Source organism: Micromonospora sp. MP36 (assembly GCF_008119785.1).
Classification (GTDB): domain Bacteria; phylum Actinomycetota; class Actinomycetes; order Mycobacteriales; family Micromonosporaceae; genus Micromonospora.
On sequence record NZ_VSFA01000002.1, the window covers coordinates 1 to 25,645 of the forward strand.

The window sequence follows — 25,645 nt, forward strand, 5'->3', positions numbered from 1 at the left end:
ATGGAAGCCGAGCAGGTACGGCACGGCGGCGATCAGGTCGGCGGGTGAGCGGACGGCGAGTCGCGGGGGCTCGGTGGGAGTCATGCCGGGAGCGTGCGGCGGCCGGGTGCCGGCGCGACAGTCCCTGTGGACGACACGCGGGTTATCCACAGACACGCAGAGTATCGGTGCAGGTAGGCACCGATAGGCATGCGTCCGGACGGGCTACCACCCCACGGCGACCGGCCGGACCGGCTACCTTGCGCTCATGGACCTGGCGTACCTGCGGGCACACCCGGAGCACCTGCCGACCTTCCTGACCCACCAGCGGATCCGGGAGACGCCGGTCTCCGGCGGGGACAGCTGCGCCGCGTCCCGACTCACCCTCGACGACGGGCACTCGGTCTTCGCGAAGACCTGGCCGGAACAGGCCACCCGCCCGGTGCCGGAGGACTTCTTCGCCACCGAGGCGGCCGGGTTGCGCTGGCTGCACGAGCCAGGCACGGTCGCCGTACCCGAGGTGGTGGTGGCGCTGCCGGAGCTGCTGGCGCTCGACTGGGTCGAGCCCGGCGAGCCGACGCCGGAGGCGGCCGAGCAATTCGGCCGCGAGTTGGCCGGGCTGCACCGGGCCGGGGCACCCGAGTTCGGCGCCGAGTGGCCCGGCTTCATCGGCACGCTGCCGCAGGACAACACCCCGGACCCCGGCCCGTGGTCGGGGTGGTTCGCCCGCCGCCGGTTGCTGCCGTACCTGAAGATGTCGGTCGACGGGGGCGCGCTCACCGGCGCAGACGCCAGCCTGGTCGAGGAACTGATCGGGCGGATCGGCGAATTCGGCGGCGACGAGCCACCGGCCCGGATCCACGGCGACCTCTGGCCCGGCAACCTGCTCTGGGGGGCGGACGACCGAGTCTGGCTGGTCGACCCGGCGGCACACGGCGGCCACCGGGAGACCGACCTGGCGCAGCTGGCGCTCTTCGGCGGTCCGCCACACCTGGACCGGATCGTGGCGGCCTACCAGGAGGCGTGGCCACTGGCCGACGGCTGGCCGGAACGGAGGCCGCTGCACCAGCTTCACCTGCTGCTGGTGCACACCGCCCTGTTCGGCGCGGCGTATCGGGATGCGGTGGTCTCCGCCGCCCACTCCGCACTGGGGGGCGCCGGGCGCGCTACGGTCGACAGGTGACCGCCGCCCCGACGACTGACGGCGTCCTCGTCGACCGGTACGGCCGGGTCGCCCGGGACCTGCGCGTCTCGCTGACCGACAAGTGCAATCTGCGCTGCACGTACTGCATGCCGGCCGAGGGCCTGCCCTGGCTGTCCGGGCCGCAGCTGCTCACCGACGACGAGATCGTCCGGCTGATTCGCGTCGCGGTGCACCGGCTCGGCGTCACCGAGGTGCGCTTCACCGGCGGCGAGCCACTGATCCGGCCGGGCCTGGTCGGCATCGTGTCGGCGGTGGCCGCGTTGCAGCCCCGGCCCCGGATCTCGCTCACCACCAACGGCATCGGCCTGGACCGCCTCGCGTCCACCCTGCGCGCCGCCGGCCTGGACCGGGTCAACGTCTCGCTGGACACGGTGGACCGGGCCCGGTTCGCCGAGCTGACCCGGCGGGACCGGCTCGGCGACGTGCTGGCCGGGCTGGCCGGCGCGGCTGCCGCCGGGCTGACCCCGGTGAAGGTCAACGCGGTGCTGATGCGCGGAATCAACGACGACGAGGCCCCCGCGCTGCTCCGGTTCGCCCTGGCCCACGGCTACGAGCTGCGGTTCATCGAGCAGATGCCGTTGGACGCCCAGCACGGCTGGGACCGCAGCCGCATGGTCACCGCCGACGAGATCCTGGCCGCCCTGCGCGCCGAGTTCGCGCTGACCGCCGATCCGGACGAGCGGGGCGCGGCTCCGGCCGAGACCTGGCTGGTGGACGGCGGACCGGCCCGGGTCGGGGTGATCGCCAGCGTGACGCGGCCGTTCTGCGGCGCCTGCGACCGGACCCGGCTCACCGCCGACGGCCAGGTCCGCGCCTGCCTCTTCGCCACCGAGGAGTCCGACCTGCGCGGTGCGCTGCGCGCCGGGGCGGACGACGCCGAGCTGGCCCACCGCTGGCGCACCGCGATGTGGGGCAAGCGGGCCGGGCACGGCATTGACGACCCGACCTTCCTGCAGCCCGCCCGTCCGATGTCGGCGATCGGAGGCTGACCTTGGAACTCACCGTCCGCTACTTCGCCGGCGCGCGCGCCGCCGCCGGCCGGTCCGAGGAGGCCGTCCTCGCCGGCCGGTCCCTGGACGAGCTCGTGGACGAGCTGACGGCGCGGCACGGCGAACGGCTGGCCGACGTGCTGAAGGCGGCCAGCTTTCTGGTCGACGGCGTGGCCTGCCATGATCGTCAGGCACCGCTGCCGGCCGGGGTGACGGTCGACGTGCTGCCGCCGTTCGCCGGCGGCTGAGGGAGGCTCAGTTGTTGGCGCTGGTGACGCTCATCGGCTTCGCGCTGGTCGTCATCGTCCTGATCCATCTCTACCTGTGGAAGCGGCTGGTGCTGGACACCACCGTCCCGGGGCGCTGGCGGAGGATCGGCGGGTGGGCCGTTCTGGCGCTCGGCCTGCTGATCCCGGCCACGATGGGCGCCAACCGGGCCGCCATCCGCTTCCTCTCCTGGCCCGGCTTCGTCTGGGTCGCCCTGATGTTCTACCTGCTGGTGCTGCTGCTGGTGCTGGAAGTGCCGATGGCCGTGGCGAAGCTCGTGCTGCGCCGCCGGGCGGCGCTCGCCGAGCCCACCACGGCCGCGCCGGAGCCGGCCCTCGTCGGGGCCGCCGACCTTGGTACCGCCGAGCCGCCGGTCCCGGACCCGGCCGGGCCGGCCGCCGCCCCGCCGGCCGCCGTGGCGGTCGGGCAGCCGGATCACGACCCGTCCCGGCGGCTGCTGCTCGCCCGGGGCGCCGCGATCTTCGCCGGGCTCACCGCCGCCGGCATCACCGGGTACGGCGTCCGCACCGCGATGGGACCGCCCCGGCTGGACCGGGTGCAGATCCAGTTGGCCAAGCTCCCCCGGAGCATGGACGGGCTGCGGATCGCCACCGTCTCCGACATCCACCTGGGGCCGCTGCGCGGCCGGTCGCACACCGAGCGGATCGTCGCCATGATCAACCGGCTCGACGCCGACCTGGTGGCGGTGGTCGGTGATCTGGTCGACGGCTCGGTGGCCGAGTTGGGCGCGGCGGCGGAACCGTTGCGCGACCTGCGGTCCCGGCACGGCAGCTTCTTCGTCACCGGCAACCACGAGTACTACTCCGGCGTCGAGGAGTGGGTCCAGGAGGTGGACCGGCTGGGCCTGCGGGTGCTGCAGAACGCGCGGCAGGAGATCCGGGCCCGGGGTGGCGTACTCGACCTGGCCGGGGTGAACGACGTCACCGCCGCCGGCACCGGGCTGGCCGCCCCCGCCGACTACGCCGCCGCACTCGGCGACCGGGACCCGAGCCGCCCGGTGGTGCTGCTGGCCCACCAGCCGGTGGCCGCCTACGAGGCGGCGAAGTACGGCGTCGACCTCCAGCTCTCCGGGCACACCCACGGTGGGCAGATGGCGCCGTTCAACCTGCTGGTGAAGCTCCAGCAGCCGGTGGTCTCCGGCCTCGGCGAGGTGGACGGCACGAAGGTCTACGTGACCAACGGGGCCGGATTCTGGGGCCCGCCGGTCCGGGTCGGCGCGCCGCCGCAGGTGACCCTCGTCGAACTCCGCGCCGCATAGCGCGACCGGGCCGCCGGGTCCCGCATCGGATTGCTCAGGTCACCCGTACGCGTGGCGGCGGGCGGGCCGCGGACCACTCGTGGCAGGATGCGGCGTGCCTCCGTTCAGCGCCGCACCCCCCGGTGGCCTCCCGCCGTTCGTCGCGGATCTGCACATCCACTCGAAGTACTCGCGCGCGTGCAGCCGGGACCTGACCCTGCCGAACCTGGGCTGGTGGGCCCGGCGCAAGGGCATCGGCGTACTCGGCACCGGCGACTTCACCCATCCCGCCTGGTACGACCACCTGCGCGAGACGCTGCATCCGGCCGAGCCCGGCCTGTACCGGCTCAGCCCGGAGGCGGAGCGGGACATCGCCCGGCGGCTGCCGCCGCGGCTGGCCAGCGCGGCGGAGGCGGACCCGGTCCGGTTCATGCTCAGCGTGGAGATCTCCACGATCTACAAGCGGGACGACCGGACCCGGAAGGTGCACCACCTGATCTACCTGCCGGACCTGGACGCGGTGGCCCGGTTCAACGCCGCGCTGGGGCGAATCGGCAACCTCGGGTCGGACGGCCGGCCGATCCTCGGCCTGGACTCCCGGGACCTGCTGGAGATCACGCTGGAGGCCAGCCCGGACGGCTACCTGGTGCCGGCGCACATCTGGACGCCCTGGTTCTCCGCGCTCGGCTCGAAGTCCGGCTTCGACGCGATCGCCGACTGCTACGCCGACCTGGCCGAGCACGTCTTCGCCGTGGAGACCGGCCTCTCCTCCGACCCGGAGATGAACTGGCGGGTCGGCAGCCTGGACCGCTACCGGCTCGTGTCCAACTCGGACGCGCACTCGCCGCCGGCGCTGGCCCGCGAGGCCACCGTCTTCAACTCCGCCCGCGACTACTTCGCGATCAGGGAGGCGCTGCGCACCGGGGACGGGCTCGCCGGCACCATCGAGTTCTTCCCCGAGGAGGGCAAGTACCACGCCGACGGGCACCGGCTGTGCGGGGTGAACTGGTCGCCCGAGCGGACCCGGGAGGCCGGCGGGCGGTGCCCGGAGTGCGGCAAGCCGCTGACGGTGGGCGTACTCAGCCGGGTGGAGGAGCTGGCCGACCGGCCCGAGGGGCACCGGCCGGCGCACGCCCGCGAGGTGACGCACCTGGTGCCGCTGGCCGAGATCCTCGGCGAGATCAACAAGGTGGGCGCCCGCTCGAAGAAGGTCGAGGGAAAGCTCAACGAACTGGCCGCCGCGCTCGGCCCGGAGCTGGAGATCCTGACCACCAGCCCGCTGGACGAGATCGGCCGGGTCGGCGGCGAACTGCTCGCCGAGGGCATCGGCCGGCTCCGCCGCGGCGAGGTGCGTCGGGTCCCGGGCTACGACGGCGAGTACGGGGTGATCACCCTGTTCGACCCGGCCGAACTGGGCACCACGAGCGGGGCGAGCGGCCAGGACACCCTCTTCGACGTACCCGTACCCGTACCCGCGCCGCGGAAGCCCGCGGAGCTGGCGCCGAAGTCGAAGGCGAAGCGCCCGGCGGCGGCCCGGACGGAGCCGAAGCGGAAGCCCGGCCCCCCACCGCCGCCGCCGATCGCGCCGGCGCCCTCCCCGCACGAGCCGTTCGAGCCGATGCTGGCCGGCATGGAGGAGGTGGGCACCGGCCTGCTGGACCGGCTCGACGCGATGCAGCGGGTGGCGGCCTCGGCGCCGGGCGGCCCGCTGCTCATCGTGGCCGGTCCGGGCACCGGCAAGACCCGGACGCTGACCCACCGGATCGCGTACCTCTGCGCGGAACTGAACGTCTTTCCGGAGCAGTGCCTGGCGATCACCTTCACCCGGCGGGCGGCCGAGGAGCTGCGGCACCGCCTGGACGGGCTGCTCGGCCCGGTGGCCGAGGACATCACGGTCGGCACGTTCCACTCGCTGGGGCTGACCATCCTGCGGGAGAACGCCGCGGCCGCCGGGCTGCCGGCCGACTTCCGCATCGCCGACGACGCGGACCGCGCGGCGGCCCGGGCCGAGGCGGGTGACGACGACGGCCGGTACACCGCGCTGCTGCGCAAGCGGGACCTCGTCGACCTGGATGAGCTGCTCACCCTGCCGGTGGCGCTGCTGAAGGCGGACAAGAAGCTGGTGCGCGAGTACCGCGAGCGCTGGAAGTGGATCTTCGTCGACGAGTACCAGGACGTCGACGCCGTCCAGTACGAGCTGCTGCGGCTGCTCAGCCCCGCCGACGGCAACCTCTGCGCGATCGGCGACCCCGACCAGGCGATCTACTCGTTCCGGGGCGCGGACGTCGGCTACTTCCTGCGCTTCTCCCAGGACTTCACCGACGCCCGGCTGGTCCGGCTGAACCGCAACTACCGCTCGTCAGCACCGATCCTGGCCGCCGCGGTACAGGCCATCGCGCCGTCGTCGCTGGTCCGCGGCCGCCGCCTCGACCCGGCCCGGCTCGACCCGGAGGCCCCGCTGGTCGGCCGCTACGCCGCGGCCTCCGTCGCCGACGAGGCCGATTTCGTGGTACGCACCATCGACGAGTTGGTCGGCGGCCTGTCCCACCGCTCGCTCGACTCGGGCCGGATCGACGGCCGGTCCACCTCGCTGGCGTTCTCTGACATCGCCGTGCTCTACCGCACCGACGCGCAGGCCGCGCCGATCGTGGACGCCCTGGCCCGGGCCAACATCCCGGTGCAGAAGCGCTCGCACGACCGGCTCCGCGACCGGCCCGGGGTGACGGCGATCGCCCGCGAGCTGCGGCACGCCGGGCTGGACGGCTCGTTGACCGCCCGGGTCCGGCTGGCCGGGCAGATCCTCGCGGAGCGCTTCGCCGTGCCGACGCTCGACGGTGCCGGCTCGGTACGCCCCGAGGACGTCCGCACCGCGGTGGACCTGCTCACCCCGCTGGCCCGGCGGTGCGGCGACGACCTCGGGCTCTTCCTCTCCCATCTCGCAACCGGGGCGGAGGTGGACGCCCTGGATCCGCGCGCCGAGGCGGTCACTCTGCTCACCCTGCACGCGGCCAAGGGCCTGGAGTTCCCGGTGGTCTTCCTGGTCGGCGCGGAGGACGGGCTGCTGCCGCTGCGCTGGCCGGGGTCGGAGCCGGACGACGACGCGATCGCCGAGGAGCGCCGGCTCTTCTTCGTCGGGCTCACCCGGGCGCAGGACCGGCTGTACGTCAGCCATGCTGCCCGGCGTACCCGGCACGGATCGGAACGCGACTGCCGACCGTCGCCGTTCCTCGACGTGATCGACCCAGGGCTCTTCGAACGGTTCGGTGAGGCGGAACCCCGCCGCCCCAAGGACCGGCAGCTCCGCCTGATCTGAAGCAGGGCCCTGCTCAACCGCCTGAGGCTCAGCAGGGCCCTGCTCAACAGCCGGCGGCGCGGGCCCGCTTGTGCAGCGCTCGGGCGGGCAGCACGGCGCGGACCGCCCGTGCAGCGCTCAGGCGAGCAGCACCGCGAGCCAGGTGCCGGCCAGGATCGCCGGGCCGAACGGGAGGGCGGTGTCCCGGCGTACCCGGCGGGCGGCCAGCAGGGCGAGCACCACCACGCCGTTGAGCAGGTGCGGCAGGAGCAGCCCGAGGCCCAGGGTCGGTCAGCCCAGCCAGCCGAGCGGCAGGCCGAGCGCGGCGGCGAGCTTGACGTCGCCGAACCCGAGCCGCGCTCCGGGCAGCAGTGCCAGCAGCACGTAGCCGGCGAACAAGACGGCCGCGCCGACCAGCGCCGCCAGCAGGCGACCCGGGGCGTCGGCCGCCAGCGCCGCCCCGACCAGGCCGAGCCCGCCGCCGAGCGCCGCCGCGCCAACCAGCGGATCGGGCAGCCGCAGGCAGGCCAGATCCACCCGGGCCAGCACCAGGCCGACCGCCGCGATCAGCAGGAACGCGGGCAGCGCCGGCTCGCGCCGTGCGCGACGGCCAACCCGCCGAACACCGCCATGCCCGTCAGAGTCATCCCGAGCCGCCCGACCGGTCGAGGGCGGATGTCCCGGTCACCGTCCGCTCCGGGCCGGTGGGCGGCATCGGACTGGGCCAGCGCCGGCGGGCCGGCGGCGGCCACCGGGTGTGCGCGGCCCACGGTGGCGACGGTGACGCCCGGCGCGGTGAAGCGGCGGGCGAGCGGGACGGCCGCCCAGCCGGCGAGCGCGCCGAGGAGCACGACACCCGTCACCAGCCCGGCGGACACGCGCCGGGATGTTACCGGCGGACCGGCTCCGGGGCTGCCCCGTCGACCCGCCGGCGGGGACGCTCGGTGCTCACCACCACGGCCACCCCGACGACGATCACCGCGCCGCCGAGCAACACCTGGGTGGTGACCGGTTCGGCGGCGAACAGCGCGCCGAGCGCCACCGCGACCACCGGGTTCACGTACGCGTAGGTGGCGACGAGGGAGATCGGGGCGTGGTGCAGCAGCCAGACGTACGCGGTGAAGGCGACCAGCGAGCCGGCCACCATCAGGTACGCCAGCGCCGCCCAGGAGCGGCCGGTCACCTGGGCGGGGGAGAAGCCGTGCAGCTCGCCCCGGAGGGTGGCGAGCACGGTGAGCGCCGCCGCGCCGGCGACCATCTCGTAGACGGTGGCGACGAACGGCTCGGCGGGCATCCGGATGCGCCCGGAGAGGTAGGAGCCGACCGACCAGCAGATGGCCCCAGCGACGATGATGAGCGCGCCGACCACCGGTACGCCTCCCGGCCCACCGGTCGGGAGGACGAGCAGGACGAGACCGACGAAGCCGACGGCCACCCCGACGAAGGTCCACGGCCGGGGCCGGTCGCCGCCGAGCGTACGCAGCAGCACGACCAGCAGCGGGACGGTGGCCACCAGCAGCGCGGCGATGCCGGAGGGCAGCGGTGCCACTCCGGCCGGGCCGGACTCGGCGAGGCCCACGAGGCCGTTGCCGCAGGCGAGCAGCAGCACCCCGACCAGGGCGGCGGACCCGAGCTGGCGCCGGTCGACGCGGAGCGCGCCCGGCCCGCGGCGGAGTCGGAGCACCAGGGCGAGCACCGCCGCGGCGGCGGCGAACCGCATCGCGGCGGAAGCGAGTGGCGGCAGCGACTCGACCGCGACCCGGATGCCCAGGTAGGTCGAACCCCAGAGCACGTAGACAAGGACCAGCGCGGTCCAGACCAGGGCGGGACGGGTGGCGGTGGTCGCGGTGGTGGTGGCGTGGTCGACGGTCGACGTCGCACCTGTGGGGCGTGAGCTCATCGGTGGACCACGCTACGGTGACCACGGCGTCGGCGTCCCCCGTTGGTGGCCGGCCTCTCACCACTGGCGTAACCAGGAGGACGTGGCATGTCGAACTTCGGACCACCGGGTGGCGGCTCCCCCGATCCGTGGGACCGACGCCGACCGGACGACGGCTACGCCCCGGCGGCCGACCCGCGCTATGACCCCGGCTACGCCCCTCAGCCCGGCGGGTGGGGCGAGCCGCCCGCCCAGCGGTACGAGCCGACGACGGGCTGGGACACCGGGCAGCCGGCCGGCGCGCCGGGGTACCAGGGACACCCGCCCGCCGAGCCCGGCTACGCCGAGCCGCGGCACGCCGGCCGGCCGCCCTACGCCGAGCCGCGGTACGCCGAGCCGACCCCCTACGCCGAGCAGCCGACGTACGCCGGGCAGCCGCCGTACATCGAGCCGACCCCCTACGCCGGGCAGCCGCCGTACGCCGAGCCGACCCCGCCGAAGCGCGGCAAGGGACGGCTGGTCGCGGTGCTGGTCGTGCTGGCGGTGCTGGTGCTCGGCGGCGCCGGGGCGTACTGGGTCCTCGGCCGGGACGAGCCGGTGAACCACTCCGGGACGTCCGCCTCGGCGGCAGCCGACCCGACGGCGGGGGGCGGCCCCGCCGATCCGCCGACCACCGCACCGGCCCCGGCCTCCTCGACCGACTCGCGCTTCGTCAAGGCGGGCCAGTGCGTCAGCAACGAGGGCGGGAACGGGCGGCAGCCGAAGCTGGTGATCAGCGAGTGCGGCGCGAACACCTACCAGGTGTTGCGCCGCTTCGACGGTGAGACCACCGGCAAGAAGGACGCCGAGGCGAAGTGCGCCAAGGTCGAGGGCTACACCGACTGGTACTTCTTCGACAGCGAGTTGGACACGCTCGACTTCGTGCTCTGCCTCAAGCGCCGCTGACCACCGCCGCCGGCCACCCCCCGCTGGGCGCGGAGCGGCGGCCCGGCGACGGTAACCAAAACTAGGGCTGTCTAGCGTGGAGGCTAGACAGCCCTAGTTTTCTGTCGAGGAGCCCGACACGCCGGTAGCCCCATCTACGGATGTCTAGCCTCGCAGCTAGACGGCCCGATACTGTGCGATTCGTGGATCCGGTCCGCAACCCGTACGCCCCCGGCGCCGGCCAGCGCCCGCCCGAACTCGCCGGTCGGGGGCGCGAGCTGGACGTCTTCGACGTGGTGCTGGAACGGATCGCCCGGGGCCGGCCGGAACGCAGCCTGATGCTCACCGGGCTGCGCGGGGTCGGCAAGACGGTCCTGCTGAACACCCTCCGCTCGCAGGCGATCAACCACCTCTGGGGCACCGGCAAGATCGAGGCCCGGCCCGACCAGTCGCTGCGCCGGCCGATCGCCGCCGCGCTGCACATGGCAGTCCGCGAGCTGGCGCCCCGGCACCGCGCCCCGGACCGGATCGACGCCTTCCTCGGCGTACTCAAGGCGTTCGCCCAGCGCGCCGTGCCCACCGGACGCGGCGGTGCCGCGCCGAAGCTGCGCGACCGCTGGCAGCCGGGCATCGACGTGCCGGCCACCAGTGGCCGGGCCGACTCCGGGGACATCGAGATCGACCTGGTCGAGCTGCTCAGCGACGCCGCGGCGGTCGCCACCGACGTGGGCACCGGCGTCGCGATCTTCATCGACGAGATGCAGGACCTCGGTGCGGAGGATGTCTCCGCGCTCTGCGCCGCCTGCCACGAGCTGTCCCAGCTCGGCGCGCCACTGATCGTCGTCGGCGCCGGGCTGCCGCACCTGCCGGCCGTGCTGAGCGCGGCGAAGTCCTACTCCGAGCGGCTCTTCCGCTATCAGCGCATCGACCGGCTGGACCGGATTGCCGCCGACCAGGCGCTCTGCGCGCCGGCCGAGCGGGAGGAGGTCGAGTACGAGCCGAAGGCCCTCGACCTGCTCTACGAGAAGTCGGGCGGCTACCCCTACTTCGTGCAGGCGTACGGGAAGGCCACCTGGGACCACGCGCCCCGCTCGCCGATCACCGCCGCCGACGTCCGGGTCGCCGCGCCCGAGGCGGAGGCCGAGCTGGCCGTCGGCTTCTTCGGTTCCCGGTTTGAGCGGGCCACCCCCGCCGAGCGCGAGTACATGCGGGCGATGGCGACGCTCTCCCTGGTGGAAGGGGAGGACAACGGCCGGGACGACATGGACGCGGCGGTGCCCACCGCGGAGATCGCCCGGGCGCTGGGCCGCAAGCCGGCCAGCCTGTCGCCCGCCCGGGACGCCCTGATCAAGAAGGGGCTGATCTACTCCGGCGAGCGCGGCACGGTCGCCTTCACCGTTCCCCACTTCGGCCGCTACCTGCGCACCCAGCCGGCCTGACCGCCCGGCTCACACCTTCGCCCAGGGCGGCGGGAAGAGCACCTCACCCCCCGGTGGCGGGGGCTCGTCGGTGGTGGACGGGGGCAGCAGCAACGCCTGCCACGGCTCCCCGAGGCCGGACCAGGGGCTGGTCAGGCCCATCCGGTCCGCCCGACCGAACCCGAAACGGCGGTAGAACGCCGGGTCGCCCAGCACCACCACCAGCCGTTCGCCCAGTTCGGTCGCGGCGTCCAGGGCCGCCTGCACCACCGCCGTACCGTGTCCGATCCGCTGCCGGTTGGGCGCGACCGCCACCGGTCCGAGCGCCAGGGCCGGGTACGTGTGGTCGTCGGTGCGCACCCGCACCCGGGTGAGCAGCGCGTAGCCGACGACCTCGCCGCCGTACTCGGCGACCATGGCCAGCTCCGGGATCCAGGCGTCGCTGTGCCGGAGCTCGTCGACCAGCCCCACCTCGGGCGGGGTGGCCACGTCGGGGCGGGCGAAGGCGGTCGCCAGCACCCGGGCGACCGGTGCCTCGTCCGCCGGATTCTCGGGTCGGAGTCGCAGGGTCGTCACCCGCGCGACCTTACCGTCCGATCGCGGTCCATCAGCGACGGTCGCTGAAATCGGCCCGGCGACCGGCCCGGCCGGACGTCCATGTCGGCCGATCCCTTTCGAGTGTTGCAGGGGTGGCGACCAGCTCGACGGGGTATGACTGATTCATGAAGCCCGTGCGCTCCCTCGCCCGTGTCATGTTGAGCGGCATCTTCGTGGTCAGCGGCGCTCGCAACCTGCAGAACCCGGGCCGGCTGGCCACCGCCGCGAAACCGGTCACCGACCGGGTCGCCCCGCTGATCCAGAACCTGCACCCGCGCATCCCAACCGACACCGAGACGCTGATCCGGGCCAACTCGGCCACCCAACTCGTCGGCGGGCTGATGCTGGCGACCGGCAGGTTCACCCGGCCCGTCGCGCTCGTCCTCGCCGGCACCCTGGTGCCGACCACCATCGCCGGCCATCCCTTCTGGAGCAACGACGACCCGATGGCGCGCAACAACAACCAGATCCACTTCCTGAAAAACCTCGGCCTGTTCGGCGGGCTGCTCCTCGCCGCCGCGGACACCGAGGGCAAGCCCGGACTGCGCTGGCGGGCCGGTCACCGGATCGGGCACTCGCGCCGCTCGGTGCAGCGCGCCGTCCGGACCGCCCGCCGAGAGGCCAAGATCGCCGTACGCTCGGCGGCCTCCGCCCGGCGACTACCGGGCTGACCTGCACCAATACGGCCTCCACCCCCCGCAAGGCCACTAATCACCTGAACCGTCCGACACCCGTTAACGCGGTGGAAATGTCAAAAACACGTGTGGGATCGGACACGGTCGCATAACGCGGGAGGCAGCAACGTGAGGCGCCGTTCTAGGCTCCGTGCGGGACCTGGACGGGAAGTACGATCTTGGTACGGGGGTGGCACCGCCATGCCGGCGACTGTCGGTAGACGGATCGACCGCCTCACTCCAGTCCAGGGCGGCAGGCGTCGGGTCGATCGCAGGACAGTCGTACGCATCGGCGTCGTGGTCGCCGTCGCCTACGCCGCCTGGCTCGCCATCGGCGCGTTCGGGCGGCCGTACAACTTCTTCGACATGCGGATCTACCACGGTGCCGTGGTGTGGTGGGCCAACGGCAACGGGCTCTACGACTTCATCGCCCCCTCGACGACCCTCGGCTTCACCTACCCGCCGTTCGCCGGTCTGGTCATGCTGCCGATGTCCTGGCTGCCGGTCGCGGCCGCCGGCTGGCTCAACGCCCTGGCCAGCATCGCCGCGCTCGCCGTCGTACTGGCCGCGCTGCTGCGCCCGATCGTCGACCGGCTCGGCTGGTCGCTCTGGTTCACCGTCGGCATCGCCACGCCGATGGCCGTCGCCATCGAGCCGTCCCGGGAGACCCTCGGGTACGGCCAGGTCAACCTGCTGCTGTTCGCCCTGGTCATGGGGGACCTGGTCGGCCTGCGCTGGCGGGCGAAGCGCGGCACCCACCACGACACCGCCGACTCGGCGCTGGCCCGGTTCGTCTACAGCGGCACCTGGGCCGGCGTCGGCATCGGGCTGGCCACGGCGGTCAAGCTCACCCCGGCGCTGTTCATCGCGTACCTGATGATCACGCGACAGTGGCGGGCGGCGACGACCGCGATCGGCACCGCCATCGGGGTGACCCTCGGGACGTTCGCGGTGGTCGGGCCGGAGTCGCGGACGTACTTCGGCAGCGTGCTCTGGCAGACCGAGCGGGTCGGTGCGGCGGACATGACCGCCAACCAGTCCCTGGCCGGGCTGCTGGCCCGGCTCTACGACTCGATCGAGACGCCCGGACTGCTCTGGCTGGCGTTCTCCGTACTGCTCCTCGCGCTGGGGCTGTCCCGGGCGGCCAGCGCCCGGGCCGACGGCGACGAGCTGACCGCGTTCACCCTGGTCGGGCTGACCGCCAATGTCATCAGCCCGATCTCCTGGTCGCACCACCTGGTCTGGGTGATCCCGGCGGTCATCGTGCTGGCCGACGCCGCGGTACGCCGCCACGAGGCGAGCCGCGGCCTGTCCGCGCGGATCAGCGGGATGCCGCCCACCGGCGGGGTGCCCTCGCTGCGCCCGCCGATCTGGTATCCGACGCTCACCGGGCTGCGGCACGGGGTCGGCGCGCTCGCCCTCTACCTGCTCTTCCTGATTTCGCCGATCTGGCCGTACGAGCACCAACTCCCGGAGGTGTCGCACTACCAGGACGGTCTGTTCGGCGCCCTGATGGAGAACTCCCTGGCGATCGCCCTGATCGTGCTCGTCGCGGCGCTGCCCTGGCGACCCGGCGCGGAACCCGCGTTCTACCACGACCGGCTGGTCCGCGCCGCCCAGCTCACCGGCCGCCGCTGACCGTCGCCCGCCGTTCCCACCCGGCGCCGCCGGCGGGTCGCCCGGTCAAGGGCAGTTCACCCACTCCTCGGTGCCGTCGGCGAACACCTGCCGCTTCCAGATCGGCAGCCGCGCCTTCACCTCGTCCACCAGCCGGGCACAGGCCGCGAAGGCCGCCGCCCGGTGGGCGGTGCTGACCGCCGCGACCAGGGCGGGGTCGCCGATCTCCAGCCGGCCGATCCGGTGCGACACGGCCACCGCGTACACCTCCGGGTCGGCGGCGATCTCGGCGGCCACCTCGCGCAGCACCGCCTCGGCGGTCGGGTGCCCCTCGTATTCGAGCAGGGTGACCGCCCGGCCGTGGTCGTGGTCACGGACGACGCCCTGGAACGAGACCACCGCGCCGGCCCGTCGGTCGGACACTGCCGCCTCGTGGGCGGCCAGGTCGAGCGGCTGGTCGGTCACCACGCCGATGAGAACCTCCACGACCGGGCTCACTGCTCCTCCTTCGTTCGCGACCGCGGGGCTCGCCACCCCGGCTCAAGCGCGCATTCCGGCACGGCCGCGTCCCCCGCGAGCCGCCCCGGAACGCGCGTCCTCGCGCTCACCAAGCCCGCCTTCATTCGCGACTGCGGGGCTCGCAACCCCGGCTCAAACGCGCATTCCGGCACGGCCGCGTCCCCCGCGAGCCGCCCCGGAACGCGCGTCCTCGCGCTCACCATGACCGCTCCCCGGGGGTCAGCGGCAGCGGTACGAGCGGCACGCGGTCGCCGGCCGCGCCGCTGGTGCCCGGGCGGATCACCGCGAAGCCGTCCGCCCCGGCCAGGCCGCGCAGCATCGCCGAGCCGACGTGGCGCACCGGATGGGCGGTGCCGGCAACCCGGTCCCACCTGACCAGGGCAAGGTGCGTGTAGTCGCCCCGGCCACCGATCGGTTCGGCGAGGGCGACCTGCGGCAGCACCGGCATCGGCCGACCCTGCAGGCCGGCGAGCAGCGGCGCCACCAGCGAGACCAGCGCCACCACGGCCGACTGCGGATTGCCCGGCAGACCGGCCACGAACCGGACCCGGCCGTCGGCGTCCACCAGCCGGGCCAGCAGCATCGGGAAACCCGGGCGCACCGCCACTGTGTTGACCACGTAGTCCGCGCCGAGCTCCGCCAACGCCGGGTGCAGGTGGTCGACCGGACCGTGCATGGTCCCGCCGGTCGTGCACACCACGTCGGCGCTCGCAAGCGCGCCGCGCAGGGCCGCCACGTGCGCGGGCAGGGTGTCGGCCACCGGGCCGACCACATCGGCAGCGCGCACCTCGCAGCCGTACCGGCGCAGCCAGGCGGGCACGGCCGGGCCGAGCGCATCGCGGACCCGGCCGGCGCCCGGCGGGCCGGCGGTCAGCAACTCGTCGCCGAAGACCAGCAGCGCCGCGTGGGGCGGGCGACGGACCCGCAGGGTGTCGTGACCGCAGGAGGCGGCCAGCCCGATCAGCGCCGGATCGACCGGGGTGCCGACGGGCAGCAACTCCTCCCCGGCGTACGCCTCCTCGCCGGGCTCCCGCCACTCCGGCGCCGGACGCGGCGTGCCGGCCACCCGCCCGTCGCCGGTCCGGGTCGACTCCTCGATCCGCAGAATCGCGGTGGTCCCCGCCGGCACCATCGCGCCGGTGGCGATCTCGACGGTGGTGCCGTCGGTGGTCAGCGGGGGCGGGGTGTGCCCGGCGAGCACCCGCCCGACCACCTGCCACGGGCCGTCCCCGCGCACCGCCCAGCCGTCCACGCTGGAGGTGGGGAACGCCGGCAGGTCGGTGCGGGTGGTCAGCGGCTCGGCGAGGGTGTGGCCGTCGGCGTCGGCGAGCGGCCGGTCGACCACGGGGAGCGCGGCGGCCAGACCCACCGCGTACACCCGGGCTCGGGCCTCCTCCCACCCGGCCGGCGGTGCGCTCACCTCGGCCGCCGTAGCTGCGGTTTTCGTGCTCATTCGGCGAGCCTATCGCCGGCCGGGTGCCTCGTCAGTGGTCGCCATTGCTCAGTTGGTCGACGGCATGCCGGAGGATCGGGCCGAGCACGGCCAGCCCGTCCTTCGCCCCACCCCGGGAGCCGGGCAGGTTCACCACCAGCATGCGGCCGGCCACGCCGGCCAGCCCCCGGGAGAGGGCCGCGGTCGGCACGGTGTCGCGGCTGTAGGCCCGGATCGCCTCGGCGATCCCGGGAACCTCGTAGTCGAGCAGGGCCCGGGTCACCTCGGGGGTCCGATCGGTCGAGGTGATGCCGGTGCCGCCGCTGGTCAGCACCACGTCGACGCCCTCGTCGCGGGCGGCGCGCAGCGCGACCCCCACCGGCTCGCCGTCCGGCACCACCACCGGCTCGTCGACCTCGCAGCCCAGCTCGCGCAGGCCGGCGACGAGCAGCGGGCCGCTGGTGTCCGCGTACACCCCGGCGGCGGCCCGGTTGGAGGCGACGATCACCCGGGCCCGGATCACGGCCGGTCCTCCGGCCGGACCCACTCGCCGGTCTTGCCGCCCTCCTTGCGCAGGACGCGTACCGCGTCCACGGAGGCCGCCGGGTCGACGGCCTTGACCATGTCGACCAGGGCGAGGCCGGCCACCGCCACCGCGGTGAGCGCCTCCATCTCCACGCCCGTCCGGTCGGCGGTCTTCGCGGTCGCGGTGATCTCGACGGTGTCGGTGGTGAGCCGCAGGTCGACGGTGACGCCGTGCAGGGCGATCGGGTGGCAGAGGGGGATCAGATCCGGGGTTCGCTTCGCCCCCATGATCCCGGCGAGCCGACCCACCGCCAGCGCGTCCCCCTTGGGCAGGCCGTCCCGGCGCAGCAACTCCACCACCTCGGCCGTGGTGCGGAGCCGGCCGGCGGCGACTGCGAGCCGGCCGGAGACCGGCTTGCCGGAGACGTCGACCATCCGGGCCGCGCCGGCCTGATCGACGTGGGTGAGCTGCGCGTGATCGGTCACGGCCGCGAGCCTAACCCCCGGGTACGACCGGCCGCCGGACCACTCGGTGGGGAGGAGCGCCGGTGCCGGAACGTGCCGATCGTGCCGCACGGCGCTCCTCCCTCAGCCACCCGCCGTCGAAGTCGCTGGGGGGAACCTGACAGCGGGCGTCCCGTCGACCGGGTCCGCCGGTGGCGGGACCCCCCGTTCGGTCGACACGCGGGGGACGGTAGCGGGTGCCGCGATAAGAAATCGATAAGCCGTCACCCGGCTCCGGGCGGACGGGTTCCGGCCTGGTCGATGGCGGCGTCATCCTCCGCGAGGCGTCGTGCCAGATCCCGCCGCTCGGGCGCACCCATCCGCCGGAAGATCGCCAAGGCGCGCCGGCGGTACCGCAGCGCCTCCTCCGGCTCGTCGTCGAGGTGATCAGCCAGCGCGACGAGAGCGCGTCCCTGCTCGTAGGGATGTGCGATGCGGGTCGCGAGCTCAAGGGCACGGCGATGGGCGGCCTCCGCGTCGTCCATGCGCCCCACGAACGCCAACGTCATGCCGAGGTCGTTCCACACGGCTGCCTGCACGTGCCGTTCCCCCGAGTCGACCGCAATCTGCAGCGCCAGCTCGTGCTGCTCTCGCGCCGCATCGAGCCGGTCCAGATGGCGGTAGGCGATCCCCAGATCATTGCGGGCCTCCGCTTCCCCGAATCTGTGCCCCGTCCGGTCCCGCAACCGGAGGGACGCAGTGATGAGTCGGACTGCCTTGGCGAAGTGACCGAGCCGGTTCTCGACGGACGCGATGTGCCCGAGAGCGTTCGAGATGTCGTACTGGTTCCCCCGGCACCGCCCGAGGAACAGGTGCTGCCGGTGCGCCTGGATCGCTTCCGTGTAACGCCCTAACGTGGTGAGGGCGAACCCGAGGTTCGGGAGGGACAGCATCGGGTCGAGGGCCACGCCACCTGAACGCGCCCGAAGGAGCTGTCGCCCGAGACTGACCGACCGCGACGGGCTGCCCGTCAGCCAGTACACGACGACGAGGTTCGCCCGGTACCGATGTTGGTTAACGTGGTCACGGAGCTCTCTGGAGATGGACACCGCCGTTTCGAGGTGACGCAGCGAGTCCAGGTAGCTGCCGGTACGGGTATATGCGGAGGCAAGGTAGTTGTGCATGACCGCCTGCGCCGCCCGGTCGCCGCACTTCTCCGCTGCGGCCAGGCCGCGCCGGTGGGTGACAAGGATGTCGTCGAAGTAGCCGCGGATATAGCAGAACCGCCACATGGAGCGAGCAAGTCGCCATGCGTACCGGTGAAGAGGCTCCCGCTCCGCGAACTCGACCAGAGCGACCAGGTTCGAACGTTCCCGCTCCAACCACTCGACGTCGGGTGGGTCGGAACGGCCGAGTAGATCGGGTCGTCGCGGTGGACCCAGACGGACGTGGAGTTGCAGAGCCGAGGGCTCCAGCAGTTGGGCTCGACCGGCCGATTCATGGAGCACGTGATCGAAAAGCCTATCGGCCGCCTCCTTCCGGTCCCGTGCCTCGCCCGGCTCCTGGGACAGTTCGGCCGAGTACTGCCGCATCAGATCGTGCAGGCGGTAGCGGCCCGGTTCGACCTCCTCGATCAGATGCTGGTCGAGGAGCTCGTCCAGCATCGTGTCCACGGATTCCAACGGCACATCCGCCAGCGCCGCCGCCATCGCCACATCGAAATGGGCACCGGGATGCACGCTGACGAGTCGGAACAGCCGCTTGACCGGTTCGGCCAGCGGCTCGTACGAGGCGGCGAAGGCGCTGACCACCGTCTGCTGCTCGACGGCAAGTTGACGGAGTACGGTGCCTCCGGCGTTCAGGCGGTGAGCCAGGTCGGCGACCCGCCAGGCGGGTCGGTGGGCGAGCCGTCCTCCCGCCAGCCGAATCGCGAGCGGCAGATGGCCGCAGCGACGCACCACTTCCGCGGCCGCTTGCGGCTCACGCTCGACCCGGTCTTCACCGGCGGTGCGGGACAGCAGTTCCACCGCCTCGTCCTCGGTGAGCGCAGGGAGCGGCACGGGCCGCCCTGCGTCCCCGACCGACAGGCGACGCCGGCTCGTCACGACCACGACTGAGCCCCCGGCAACCGGAAGCAGCGGTTCGACCTGGTCGCTGCTGGCTGCGTTGTCCAGCACAACGACGACTCGGCGATCCCGCAGCTCTCGCTGCCACAACTCTTGCCGCAGGAGGAAATCGGTGGGAATTCGACCGGCGGGAACCCCGAGTTGACGCAGCAGCGCGGTGAGCGCGTCCGCCGGGTCGACAGAAGCGCCCTCCGCGTGTCCCCGTAGATCGATGAAGAGCTGCGCATCCGGATAGCGGTCGGCCAGGCGGTATGCGAGGTGAACGGCGAATGCGGTCTTGCCGCTGCCCGCCATGCCATCGATCACACGGACAGGTGAGGTGCGATCGCCCGCTGCCGCGATCTCCGTCAACAGGCGCTCGGTGAGCTCCCGCCGCCCGACGAGATCGGCTACCGCGCGGGGCAGATGGTTGACGGCCGCCCGGCCCTCCGTCGCGAAGGCGACGTTGGTCATGGGCCCGCGCGGGGCGGCCGGACCGCGATTGCCGGCATCCGGCCCAGGCGGCCGGGGAAAGTCAGGGAGCTGTTCCCGGTCCATGATCCGCTCGCGCAGCACCTGCAACTCTGCGCCCAGCTCAATGCCGAGCTGCTCCTTGAGCACGGACTCCGCATGCTCGATCGCGGCCAGGGCACCGGCGGGATCGCCGTCCGCGTAGAGCGCGCGGGCGAGCAGAGCATGAGCATGTTCGCGGAATGGATAAGCAACTACGTGATCGGTGAGGACGGCGATGGCGCTCCTGGTACGGCCGAGCCGGAGATCCAGCCACGCCCTGAGTTCAATCGCGGACAAGCGCTGCGCGTCCAGGGCTGCCCGACGGGCGGAGAGAACCGCCCCCAAGGACAGGCCGGCCAACAGGGGGCCACGCCAGAGTTCCTCGCTGCCCGTCAGAAGAGTGCTGGCATCGTCGACCTCACCCCGCTTCCACGCGCTCTCGGCGGCATCGACGAGATGCTCGAACCTGGGTACGTCGACCGACTCGTCGGTCAGCTCAAGCCGGTAACCGCCGGGCAGCCGGGAGAGGGCGGGACCCTGGTGCTTCTCGAAGGTTCGCCGCAGATTGGCAGCGTACGTCCGTACGTTCGCTACGGCGGAACGTGGCGGCTCGTCCGACCACAGCTCGTCGACGAGGGACTCGATCGTGACGACTCGCCCGCCGTGCACCGCGAGCATTGCCAGCACGAGCTGCTGCTTCGGCGTACCGAGCGGAAGCCGGATCGGCCCCCGCCACACCTCCGGCACCCCCAGCAGACGGACCTCCGTCAATCCCTCCTCCGCCGCCTGGTAAACGAAATTCAAATAACCACTGCATTTCGCATCAGAATATGCGTAAGCGACCCGAAAGCCAGATTGCGCGCGATCCGACCCGCGACTTCAGAAGATATCAGAGAGCGACGACATTTTTCCGGTGAGTGGAGCAGCAGGTCGGGTGCCTGGCAGAAGAACCGAGCGGCGCGGCGCCTGCGCCAAACTGCTAGAGACATCCCCCGATGCCACCTCGATAATCAGCATTGGCAGGCCACCCAAATATGCGTTCAGTCTCCAGTCAAAGACGGTGAGTGACAAAAGGAGACGACATTAGCGCATTATGCGCATATGGACATCTAATGTCACCAACCTGGCCGAAACGCCATAAGATAGCCCGCGTCGGTGGGGGTCGAAACCGAACGGCTCCGCAGGATCGAGTGAAGGGCGAAGCAGATGCGCGGCAACGACTGGCTGTGATCACCTTCCCGGGCGCCTGAGCGGGCCGTACAGTACGGGTACACGCACCGCAACGAATGACCGCGGTGGAGGCAGGAAATCGTGACTCGCGCCAACGCACGCGACAATGGGACCGATCGGCGGCTGCTGCTGCTTGTCGGTCTCGTCGTGTTTGCCGCCGCGATCACCGTGCTGGCCAGCCTCCGGCTTATTCAGGTTCAGGGCCTGACGGCCTCGGCGGACCTCACCCGGGCGGCCACCCTGACGTTCCTCGTCGCGGTCGCCGCCACCGTCAATGTCCGAATCCGTATCCGAGCCACCACCCACGGCGTCTCCTGGACGGATGCGGCCTCCGTGATCGGCCTGGCCGTCGCCCCTGTGCCTTGGGTGGTCATCGCCACCGGTCTGGGCGTCGCGATCACCCGGATGATCGGTCGGCTCCCGCCCATCAAGCTGGCCTTCGGCGTCGCCAAGGAAATGACGTTGGCGGCGGTGGGCGGGATGGTGCTGGTGGCCTCCGGATGGACGTGGCCCTGGTCCGGGCCGATCCTTCGCTCACTCCCCGCCCTGGTGCTGGCTTATCTGACGGTCGTCGTGCTGGACGAGCTGCTCATGTTCCCCGTCCTCGCCTTCGCGACCCGAACACCGATCCTCAATCGCTTCCGCCAGCAGCTCGACCTCCGGCTGGCGAGCGTGGTCGCCCGCTTCTCAGTGATCTTGTCGACCCTCCTGATCCTCCGAATCAACCCGACGTTCCTGGTCCTCGTCCCACCACTCGTCCTGAGCCTGCACCTGGCTTACTCCAGTCGGGTACGCAGCCGGGCGGAGCGGGACGCCTGGCAGCGTCTGGCCCGCACCACGGATGCCCTCAACGTGGTCGACCTGGACGAGGTGCTCACCACCGCGGTTACGCAGGCCACCGAACTCTTCTCAGCCGATGAGGTCGACATCGAGCTTCGCGAGGAGTCGCGACTCGTCCGAGGTGCCGGAGGAGACATCACCTATCGCGGGCCGGCCGGCGAGGCCAGCATGATCAAGGGCTCTGTGCTCGCCACCCGCCTCGAAGGTCATGACCACAGCGCCGACGTCGGGGTCCTGCGTCTCCGGTTCGCCGGCCCCGTCGAACTCTCCGAGCGGGAGCAGTACACGCTGCGTACCTTCGCCTCCGCGCTCTGCACGGCGGTCCGCAACGCCCAGGCGTACGCCGAGTTGGCCCGGATCGCCGAGGAGCACGCGTACGCCGCCACCCACGACGCCCTGACCGGGCTCTCCAACCGGCGTCACCTGCTCGACGAGGGCACCGAGCAGCTGACCGCCCGGCACGCCGACGGCGTCACCGCGCTGGTGCTGATCGACCTCAACCACTTCAAGGAGGTCAACGACACGCTCGGGCACGGTGCCGGTGACCGGGTGCTGATGCAGGTCGCCGACCGGCTACGCGCCGCTGCCCGCCCCGGTGACCTGGTTGCCCGGCTCGGCGGCGACGAGTTCGCCGTACTGCTGCGCGGGCTGCCCGCCCCGGCGGTGGCCGCGCACCGGGCCGAGGCGCTGTTGGCCGCCCTGCACGAGCCGCTCGACCTGGACGGCATGCGGATCAGCGTGGAGGCCAGCGGCGGCATCGCGGCCGCCCCGGCCAGCGGCGGGATGCCGGAGCTGCTGCGCCGCGCCGACGTGGCGATGTACCAGGCGAAGCGGGCCGGCCAGCGGATCTCCACGTACGCGCCGACCCGGGACACCGCGGACCTGGGCCGGCTCACCCTCGGCGGCGAACTCTCCCGCGCGGTGGCCGATCACGAGTTCACCGTCAACTTCCAGCCGATCGTCGACCTGGGCAGCGGCGAGGTGATCGGTGCGGAGGCGCTGGCCCGCTGGCACCACCCGACGCACGGCATGATCGACCCGCTGCGCTTCATCGAGGCGGTGGAACGCTCCGGGCTGCTGCCCGCGTTCGCCGAGGCGATCCTCGACCAGGCCCTGATTGCGGCTGGCAGCTGGCGGGCCGCCGGCTTCGACCTGCCCGTCTCGGTGAACGTGTCGCCCCGCAGCCTCCTCGACGCCCGCTTCCCCGGGGCGGTGCTGGCCCGGCTGCGGGCGCACGACCTGCCCCCGGACCGGCTGGTGCTGGAGCTGACCGAGACCCTGACGCTCAGCCAGCTCGACGTGGTGGACCAGGTGCTCAGTCGGCTGCGCGACTCCGGCGTACGGCTGGCTCTGGACGACTTCGGCACCGGTTACTCCTCGCTGTCGCTGCTGTCCCGCATCCCGGTGCACGAGTTGAAGATCGACCGCAGCTTCGTCACGGCGATGGAGAGCGCGGCCGAGGCCGCCGCCGTGATCCGCTCCACGCTGGACCTGGGCCGCAGCCTCGACCTGACCGTGGTGGCCGAGGGCGTGGAGAGCGAACCGCAGCGGCGGGCGCTCTGGGAGCTGGGTTGCGCCGCCGGCCAGGGCCATCTTTTCGCCCGGCCCCTGCCGGCCGGCGCGCTGCTCGCCGCCCTCCAGCGGGGGGCGGGCGGCCGACCGGGCAGCTTCGTAGCGCCGCTGCACGACGCGGGCGCGGTGATCCGCCTGCCGGGTCGCCGCTCCGCCGGCCGGGGTCGCGGGGCCAGCTCGACGTCCGTGGCCGGCCAGACCGCCGACGAGCCCAGCCGCCACTGATCCCGCAGCCGAGGGCCGCTCCCCACGAGATCTTGGACCGTTGCCGTCAGCTGCGAACCGAACTGTCCAAGATCCGCAGGCCGAGCGAGGCGCGCGGAAGGTGCGCGGACCGGCGTGGCGGCGGCCGTCTGCCAGACTGGCCGGCGTGACCGCCGACCCCGACCGGCCCGCCCCCGCCACCCGACGCTGGACGGCCATCGACACCGCCGCCAGCGGGCTCGCCCTCGACCTGGGCCTCTACGCCGTCTCGGCGGTCTTCGCCGGGGTCACCGCCGCGACCTCCACCCTGCTCCCGCACCGGGCCTGGGGCACACTCGCCGCCGTCGGCTACCTGGTGGCCGCGCTCGCCGCGATCGGCCAGATCCTCGCCCGGCGCCGTCGCGCCGACGCGCCGCTCGCCGGACACCGCGCCCGCTGGGCGGTCACTGGCTTCGCCTGGGCCACCACCGCGCTGCTGCCGGTCGTGGCGCAGAGCATCCAGCGGGCGGCCGGGCGTACCGACCGGGCGCAGGAGGAGGTGGTCGTGGTCGAGCACGCGGGCACCCGGCTCGCCGAACACGGCACCCCCTACCTGGGGCACGACGCGATCGCCGCGCTGCCCCCGGCCGAGCAGCTGCTCGGCTACACCCCGTACCAGCCGGGAATGGCGCTGTTCGGGCTGCCCCGGGCCGCCGTCGACGCCTGGTGGACCGACGCGCGGGTCTGGTTCGCCCTGGTCACCGCCGGGGTGCTGGCCCTCGCGGTGGTCACGCTGCGCAACCGGCCCGCCCCGGCCACGCCCCGTCGCGACACCGCGCTGCTCCGAGCCGTACAGGCGGCCACCGTGCTGCCGATCTGCGCGCTCACCCTGGCGACCGGCGGCGACGACCTGCCCGTACTCGCGCTCTGCCTGCTCGGGCTGGCCTTCGCCGCCGCCGGCCGGCCCGGACGGGCCGGCCTGGCGGTCGGCGCGGCGGGTGCTCTGAAGCTCTTCGCCTGGCCGGTCGCGGTCGTGCTGATCTGCTGGGCCGCCACCCGCCGGGGCGGCCTCCGCACCGCCCTCGGCGCCCTCGGGCTGCCGGCGCTCGCGCTGATCCCCGCCCTCCTGGTCGACCGCGACGCGCTGGTGGAGAACGTGCTGCGGTTCCCGCTCGGACACGGGCTGGTGACCAGCCCCGCGCAGTCCCCGTTCCCCGGTCACCTGATCGCCGCCGCGCTGCCCGCCGGCCGGATCGTCGCCGCCACGCTGCTGGTCGCGGCCGGGGCGGCGATCGCCGTCCGGCTCCTCCGCCGCCCGCCACGCACCGCCGCCACCACCGCGCTGATCTGCGGGTACGGGCTGCTCGCGGCGATCCTGCTGATGCCCTCGACCCGCTTCGGTTACCTGCTCTACCCGGTCGCCCTGCTGGTCTGGGCACCGGCGCTGACAGCTGCGAAAACCGGGATGGCCCCCGAGCCCGCCACCCGGGCCGCTTCCGGCAACTCGTGGACGCGGCCGGTCGGCAGGGCGTAAACCTGAGGGCATGACCACCTATCGCGACCGGGCAGACGCGGGCCGCATGCTCGCCGACAGGCTCACCGACCTCGCCGGGCGGCAGGACGTCATCGCCCTCGGGCTGGTACGCGGTGGCGTGGAGGTCGCCCGGGTGATCGCCGAACGGCTCGGCGTGCCGCTGGATGTGCTGGTGGTCCGCAAGCTCGGCGTGCCGTACGCGCCCGAGGTGGCGTACGGCGCGCTCGGCCCCGGCGGGGTGCAGGTGCTCAACGAGATGGTCGCCAACCGGCTCAGCGAGGTCGACAAGGCCGAGGTACGGCAGCGGGAGCAGGCCGAACTGGAGCGCCGCGAGCGCCTCTACCGGGCCGGCCGGCCACCGCTCGACCTCACCGGGCGGACCGCGGTCATCGTCGACGACGGGCTCGCCACCGGCGCCACCGCCCGCGCCGCCGTGCAGGTCGCCCGCCACCTGGGTGCGGCCCGGGTCGTCGTGGCCGTGCCGGTCGGCTCCCGCGACGCGTACGAGATGCTGGCCGCCGAGGCCGACCAGGTGGTCATCCAGGAGACGCCGCCCGACTTCATGGCGGTCGGCGCGTACTACGACGATTTCCACGAGGTCTCCGACGACGAGGTGACGGAAACGCTGAAGGCCACCGCGTGAATCGACC

Annotated in this window: 22 protein-coding genes; 12 read left to right on the forward strand and 10 right to left on the reverse strand. The window is 73.1% G+C overall.

The window, feature by feature from the left end:
• A partial coding sequence (locus FXF52_RS42400) for a DUF4192 domain-containing protein (RefSeq protein WP_222870425.1) occupies positions 1-84 on the reverse strand: 84 nt, incomplete at its 3' end.
• Positions 85-247: 163 nt separating this feature from the next.
• Here FXF52_RS42400 and FXF52_RS03135 point away from each other — a divergent pair.
• The 5 genes from FXF52_RS03135 (at position 248) to FXF52_RS03155 (ending at position 7,010) form a co-directional block, all read left to right on the forward strand.
• A complete protein-coding gene (locus FXF52_RS03135; RefSeq protein WP_148793723.1) occupies positions 248-1,162 on the forward strand; it encodes a fructosamine kinase family protein in 915 nt (304 codons plus the stop codon).
• On the forward strand, positions 1,159-2,172 hold the full coding sequence (gene moaA, locus FXF52_RS03140) for a GTP 3',8-cyclase MoaA (RefSeq protein ID WP_148793724.1): 1,014 nt from the start codon (positions 1,159-1,161) through the stop codon (positions 2,170-2,172). Before FXF52_RS03135 ends, moaA begins: the two co-directional genes overlap by 4 nt.
• A 2-nt stretch (positions 2,173-2,174) precedes the next feature.
• Positions 2,175-2,420 (forward strand): MoaD/ThiS family protein, encoded by a 246-nt coding sequence (locus tag FXF52_RS03145; RefSeq protein WP_148793725.1) that lies wholly within the window; start codon positions 2,175-2,177, stop codon positions 2,418-2,420.
• Positions 2,421-2,431: 11 nt separating this feature from the next.
• Positions 2,432-3,718: a metallophosphoesterase gene (locus FXF52_RS03150; protein ID WP_148793726.1), complete on the forward strand. Its 1,287-nt coding sequence runs from the start codon at positions 2,432-2,434 to the stop codon at positions 3,716-3,718.
• A 94-nt stretch (positions 3,719-3,812) separates the two neighbouring features.
• The gene (locus tag FXF52_RS03155) at positions 3,813-7,010 is read left to right on the forward strand and encodes a UvrD-helicase domain-containing protein (RefSeq protein WP_148793727.1); all 3,198 of its coding nucleotides are present in this window, start codon (positions 3,813-3,815) and stop codon (positions 7,008-7,010) included.
• 270 nt (positions 7,011-7,280) lie between these two features.
• Here the strand turns inward: FXF52_RS03155 and FXF52_RS42835 are convergent, their stop codons facing one another.
• From FXF52_RS42835 to FXF52_RS03165, 3 genes are read right to left on the reverse strand one after another with little or no spacing between them, the layout of a single operon-like run.
• Positions 7,281-7,538 (reverse strand): prepilin peptidase, encoded by a 258-nt coding sequence (locus tag FXF52_RS42835; RefSeq protein WP_255471713.1) that lies wholly within the window; start codon positions 7,536-7,538, stop codon positions 7,281-7,283.
• A 17-nt stretch (positions 7,539-7,555) separates the two neighbouring features.
• Positions 7,556-7,867: a hypothetical protein gene (locus tag FXF52_RS42840; protein ID WP_255471714.1), complete on the reverse strand. Its 312-nt coding sequence runs from the start codon at positions 7,865-7,867 to the stop codon at positions 7,556-7,558.
• Between the two features lie 11 nt (positions 7,868-7,878).
• Entirely contained in the window at positions 7,879-8,889 is a 1,011-nt protein-coding gene (locus FXF52_RS03165) for an EamA family transporter (RefSeq protein WP_148793728.1), read from the reverse strand.
• Between the two features lie 87 nt (positions 8,890-8,976).
• On the opposite strand from FXF52_RS03165, the gene FXF52_RS43970 reads away from it, so the two are divergent.
• Positions 8,977-9,813: a flagellar basal body protein FliL gene (locus FXF52_RS43970; protein WP_148793729.1), complete on the forward strand. Its 837-nt coding sequence runs from the start codon at positions 8,977-8,979 to the stop codon at positions 9,811-9,813.
• 182 nt (positions 9,814-9,995) lie between these two features.
• Positions 9,996-11,231 carry an ATP-binding protein gene (locus tag FXF52_RS03175; protein WP_148793730.1) on the forward strand — a complete coding sequence of 412 codons (1,236 nt, stop codon included), beginning with the start codon at positions 9,996-9,998 and terminating at the stop codon, positions 11,229-11,231.
• Positions 11,232-11,240: 9 nt separating this feature from the next.
• Here the strand turns inward: FXF52_RS03175 and FXF52_RS03180 are convergent, their stop codons facing one another.
• Entirely contained in the window at positions 11,241-11,786 is a 546-nt protein-coding gene (locus FXF52_RS03180; RefSeq protein WP_148793731.1) for a GNAT family N-acetyltransferase, read from the reverse strand.
• A gap of 146 nt (positions 11,787-11,932) precedes the next feature.
• Between FXF52_RS03180 and FXF52_RS03185 the strand changes: the two genes are divergently transcribed.
• Both FXF52_RS03185 and FXF52_RS03190 read left to right on the forward strand, forming a co-directional pair.
• On the forward strand, positions 11,933-12,478 hold the full coding sequence (locus FXF52_RS03185) for a DoxX family protein (RefSeq protein ID WP_148793732.1): 546 nt from the start codon (positions 11,933-11,935) through the stop codon (positions 12,476-12,478).
• Positions 12,479-12,682: 204 nt separating this feature from the next.
• Positions 12,683-14,119: a glycosyltransferase 87 family protein gene (locus tag FXF52_RS03190; RefSeq protein WP_148793733.1), complete on the forward strand. Its 1,437-nt coding sequence runs from the start codon at positions 12,683-12,685 to the stop codon at positions 14,117-14,119.
• Positions 14,120-14,164: 45 nt separating this feature from the next.
• Here FXF52_RS03190 and FXF52_RS03195 read toward each other — a convergent pair whose 3' ends face one another.
• From FXF52_RS03195 to FXF52_RS03215, 5 genes are all read right to left on the reverse strand, one after another.
• Positions 14,165-14,596, reverse strand: a complete 432-nt coding sequence (locus FXF52_RS03195) for a molybdenum cofactor biosynthesis protein MoaE (protein ID WP_255471715.1) — start codon at positions 14,594-14,596, stop codon at positions 14,165-14,167.
• A gap of 217 nt (positions 14,597-14,813) precedes the next feature.
• Entirely contained in the window at positions 14,814-16,070 is a 1,257-nt protein-coding gene (locus tag FXF52_RS03200; RefSeq protein WP_148793734.1) for a molybdopterin molybdotransferase MoeA, read from the reverse strand.
• Positions 16,071-16,101: 31 nt separating this feature from the next.
• Entirely contained in the window at positions 16,102-16,572 is a 471-nt protein-coding gene (locus tag FXF52_RS03205) for a molybdenum cofactor biosynthesis protein B (RefSeq protein ID WP_148793735.1), read from the reverse strand.
• Positions 16,569-17,060, reverse strand: a complete 492-nt coding sequence (gene moaC, locus FXF52_RS03210; RefSeq protein WP_148793736.1) for a cyclic pyranopterin monophosphate synthase MoaC — start codon at positions 17,058-17,060, stop codon at positions 16,569-16,571. The genes FXF52_RS03205 and moaC overlap by 4 nt, the downstream gene beginning before the upstream one ends.
• Before the next feature lie 242 nt (positions 17,061-17,302).
• Complete coding sequence (locus tag FXF52_RS03215) at positions 17,303-20,440, reverse strand: BTAD domain-containing putative transcriptional regulator (protein WP_255471716.1); 3,138 nt, start codon at positions 20,438-20,440, stop codon at positions 17,303-17,305.
• 507 nt (positions 20,441-20,947) lie between these two features.
• Between FXF52_RS03215 and FXF52_RS03220 the strand changes: the two genes are divergently transcribed.
• The 3 genes from FXF52_RS03220 (at position 20,948) to FXF52_RS03230 (ending at position 25,638) form a co-directional block, all read left to right on the forward strand.
• On the forward strand, positions 20,948-23,503 hold the full coding sequence (locus tag FXF52_RS03220) for a bifunctional diguanylate cyclase/phosphodiesterase (RefSeq protein WP_187413306.1): 2,556 nt from the start codon (positions 20,948-20,950) through the stop codon (positions 23,501-23,503).
• Positions 23,504-23,648: 145 nt separating this feature from the next.
• Entirely contained in the window at positions 23,649-24,995 is a 1,347-nt protein-coding gene (locus FXF52_RS03225) for a glycosyltransferase 87 family protein (RefSeq protein WP_148793737.1), read from the forward strand.
• Between the two features lie 10 nt (positions 24,996-25,005).
• A complete protein-coding gene (locus FXF52_RS03230; protein WP_148793738.1) occupies positions 25,006-25,638 on the forward strand; it encodes a phosphoribosyltransferase in 633 nt (210 codons plus the stop codon).
• The last annotated feature ends 7 nt before the right edge of the window (positions 25,639-25,645 follow it).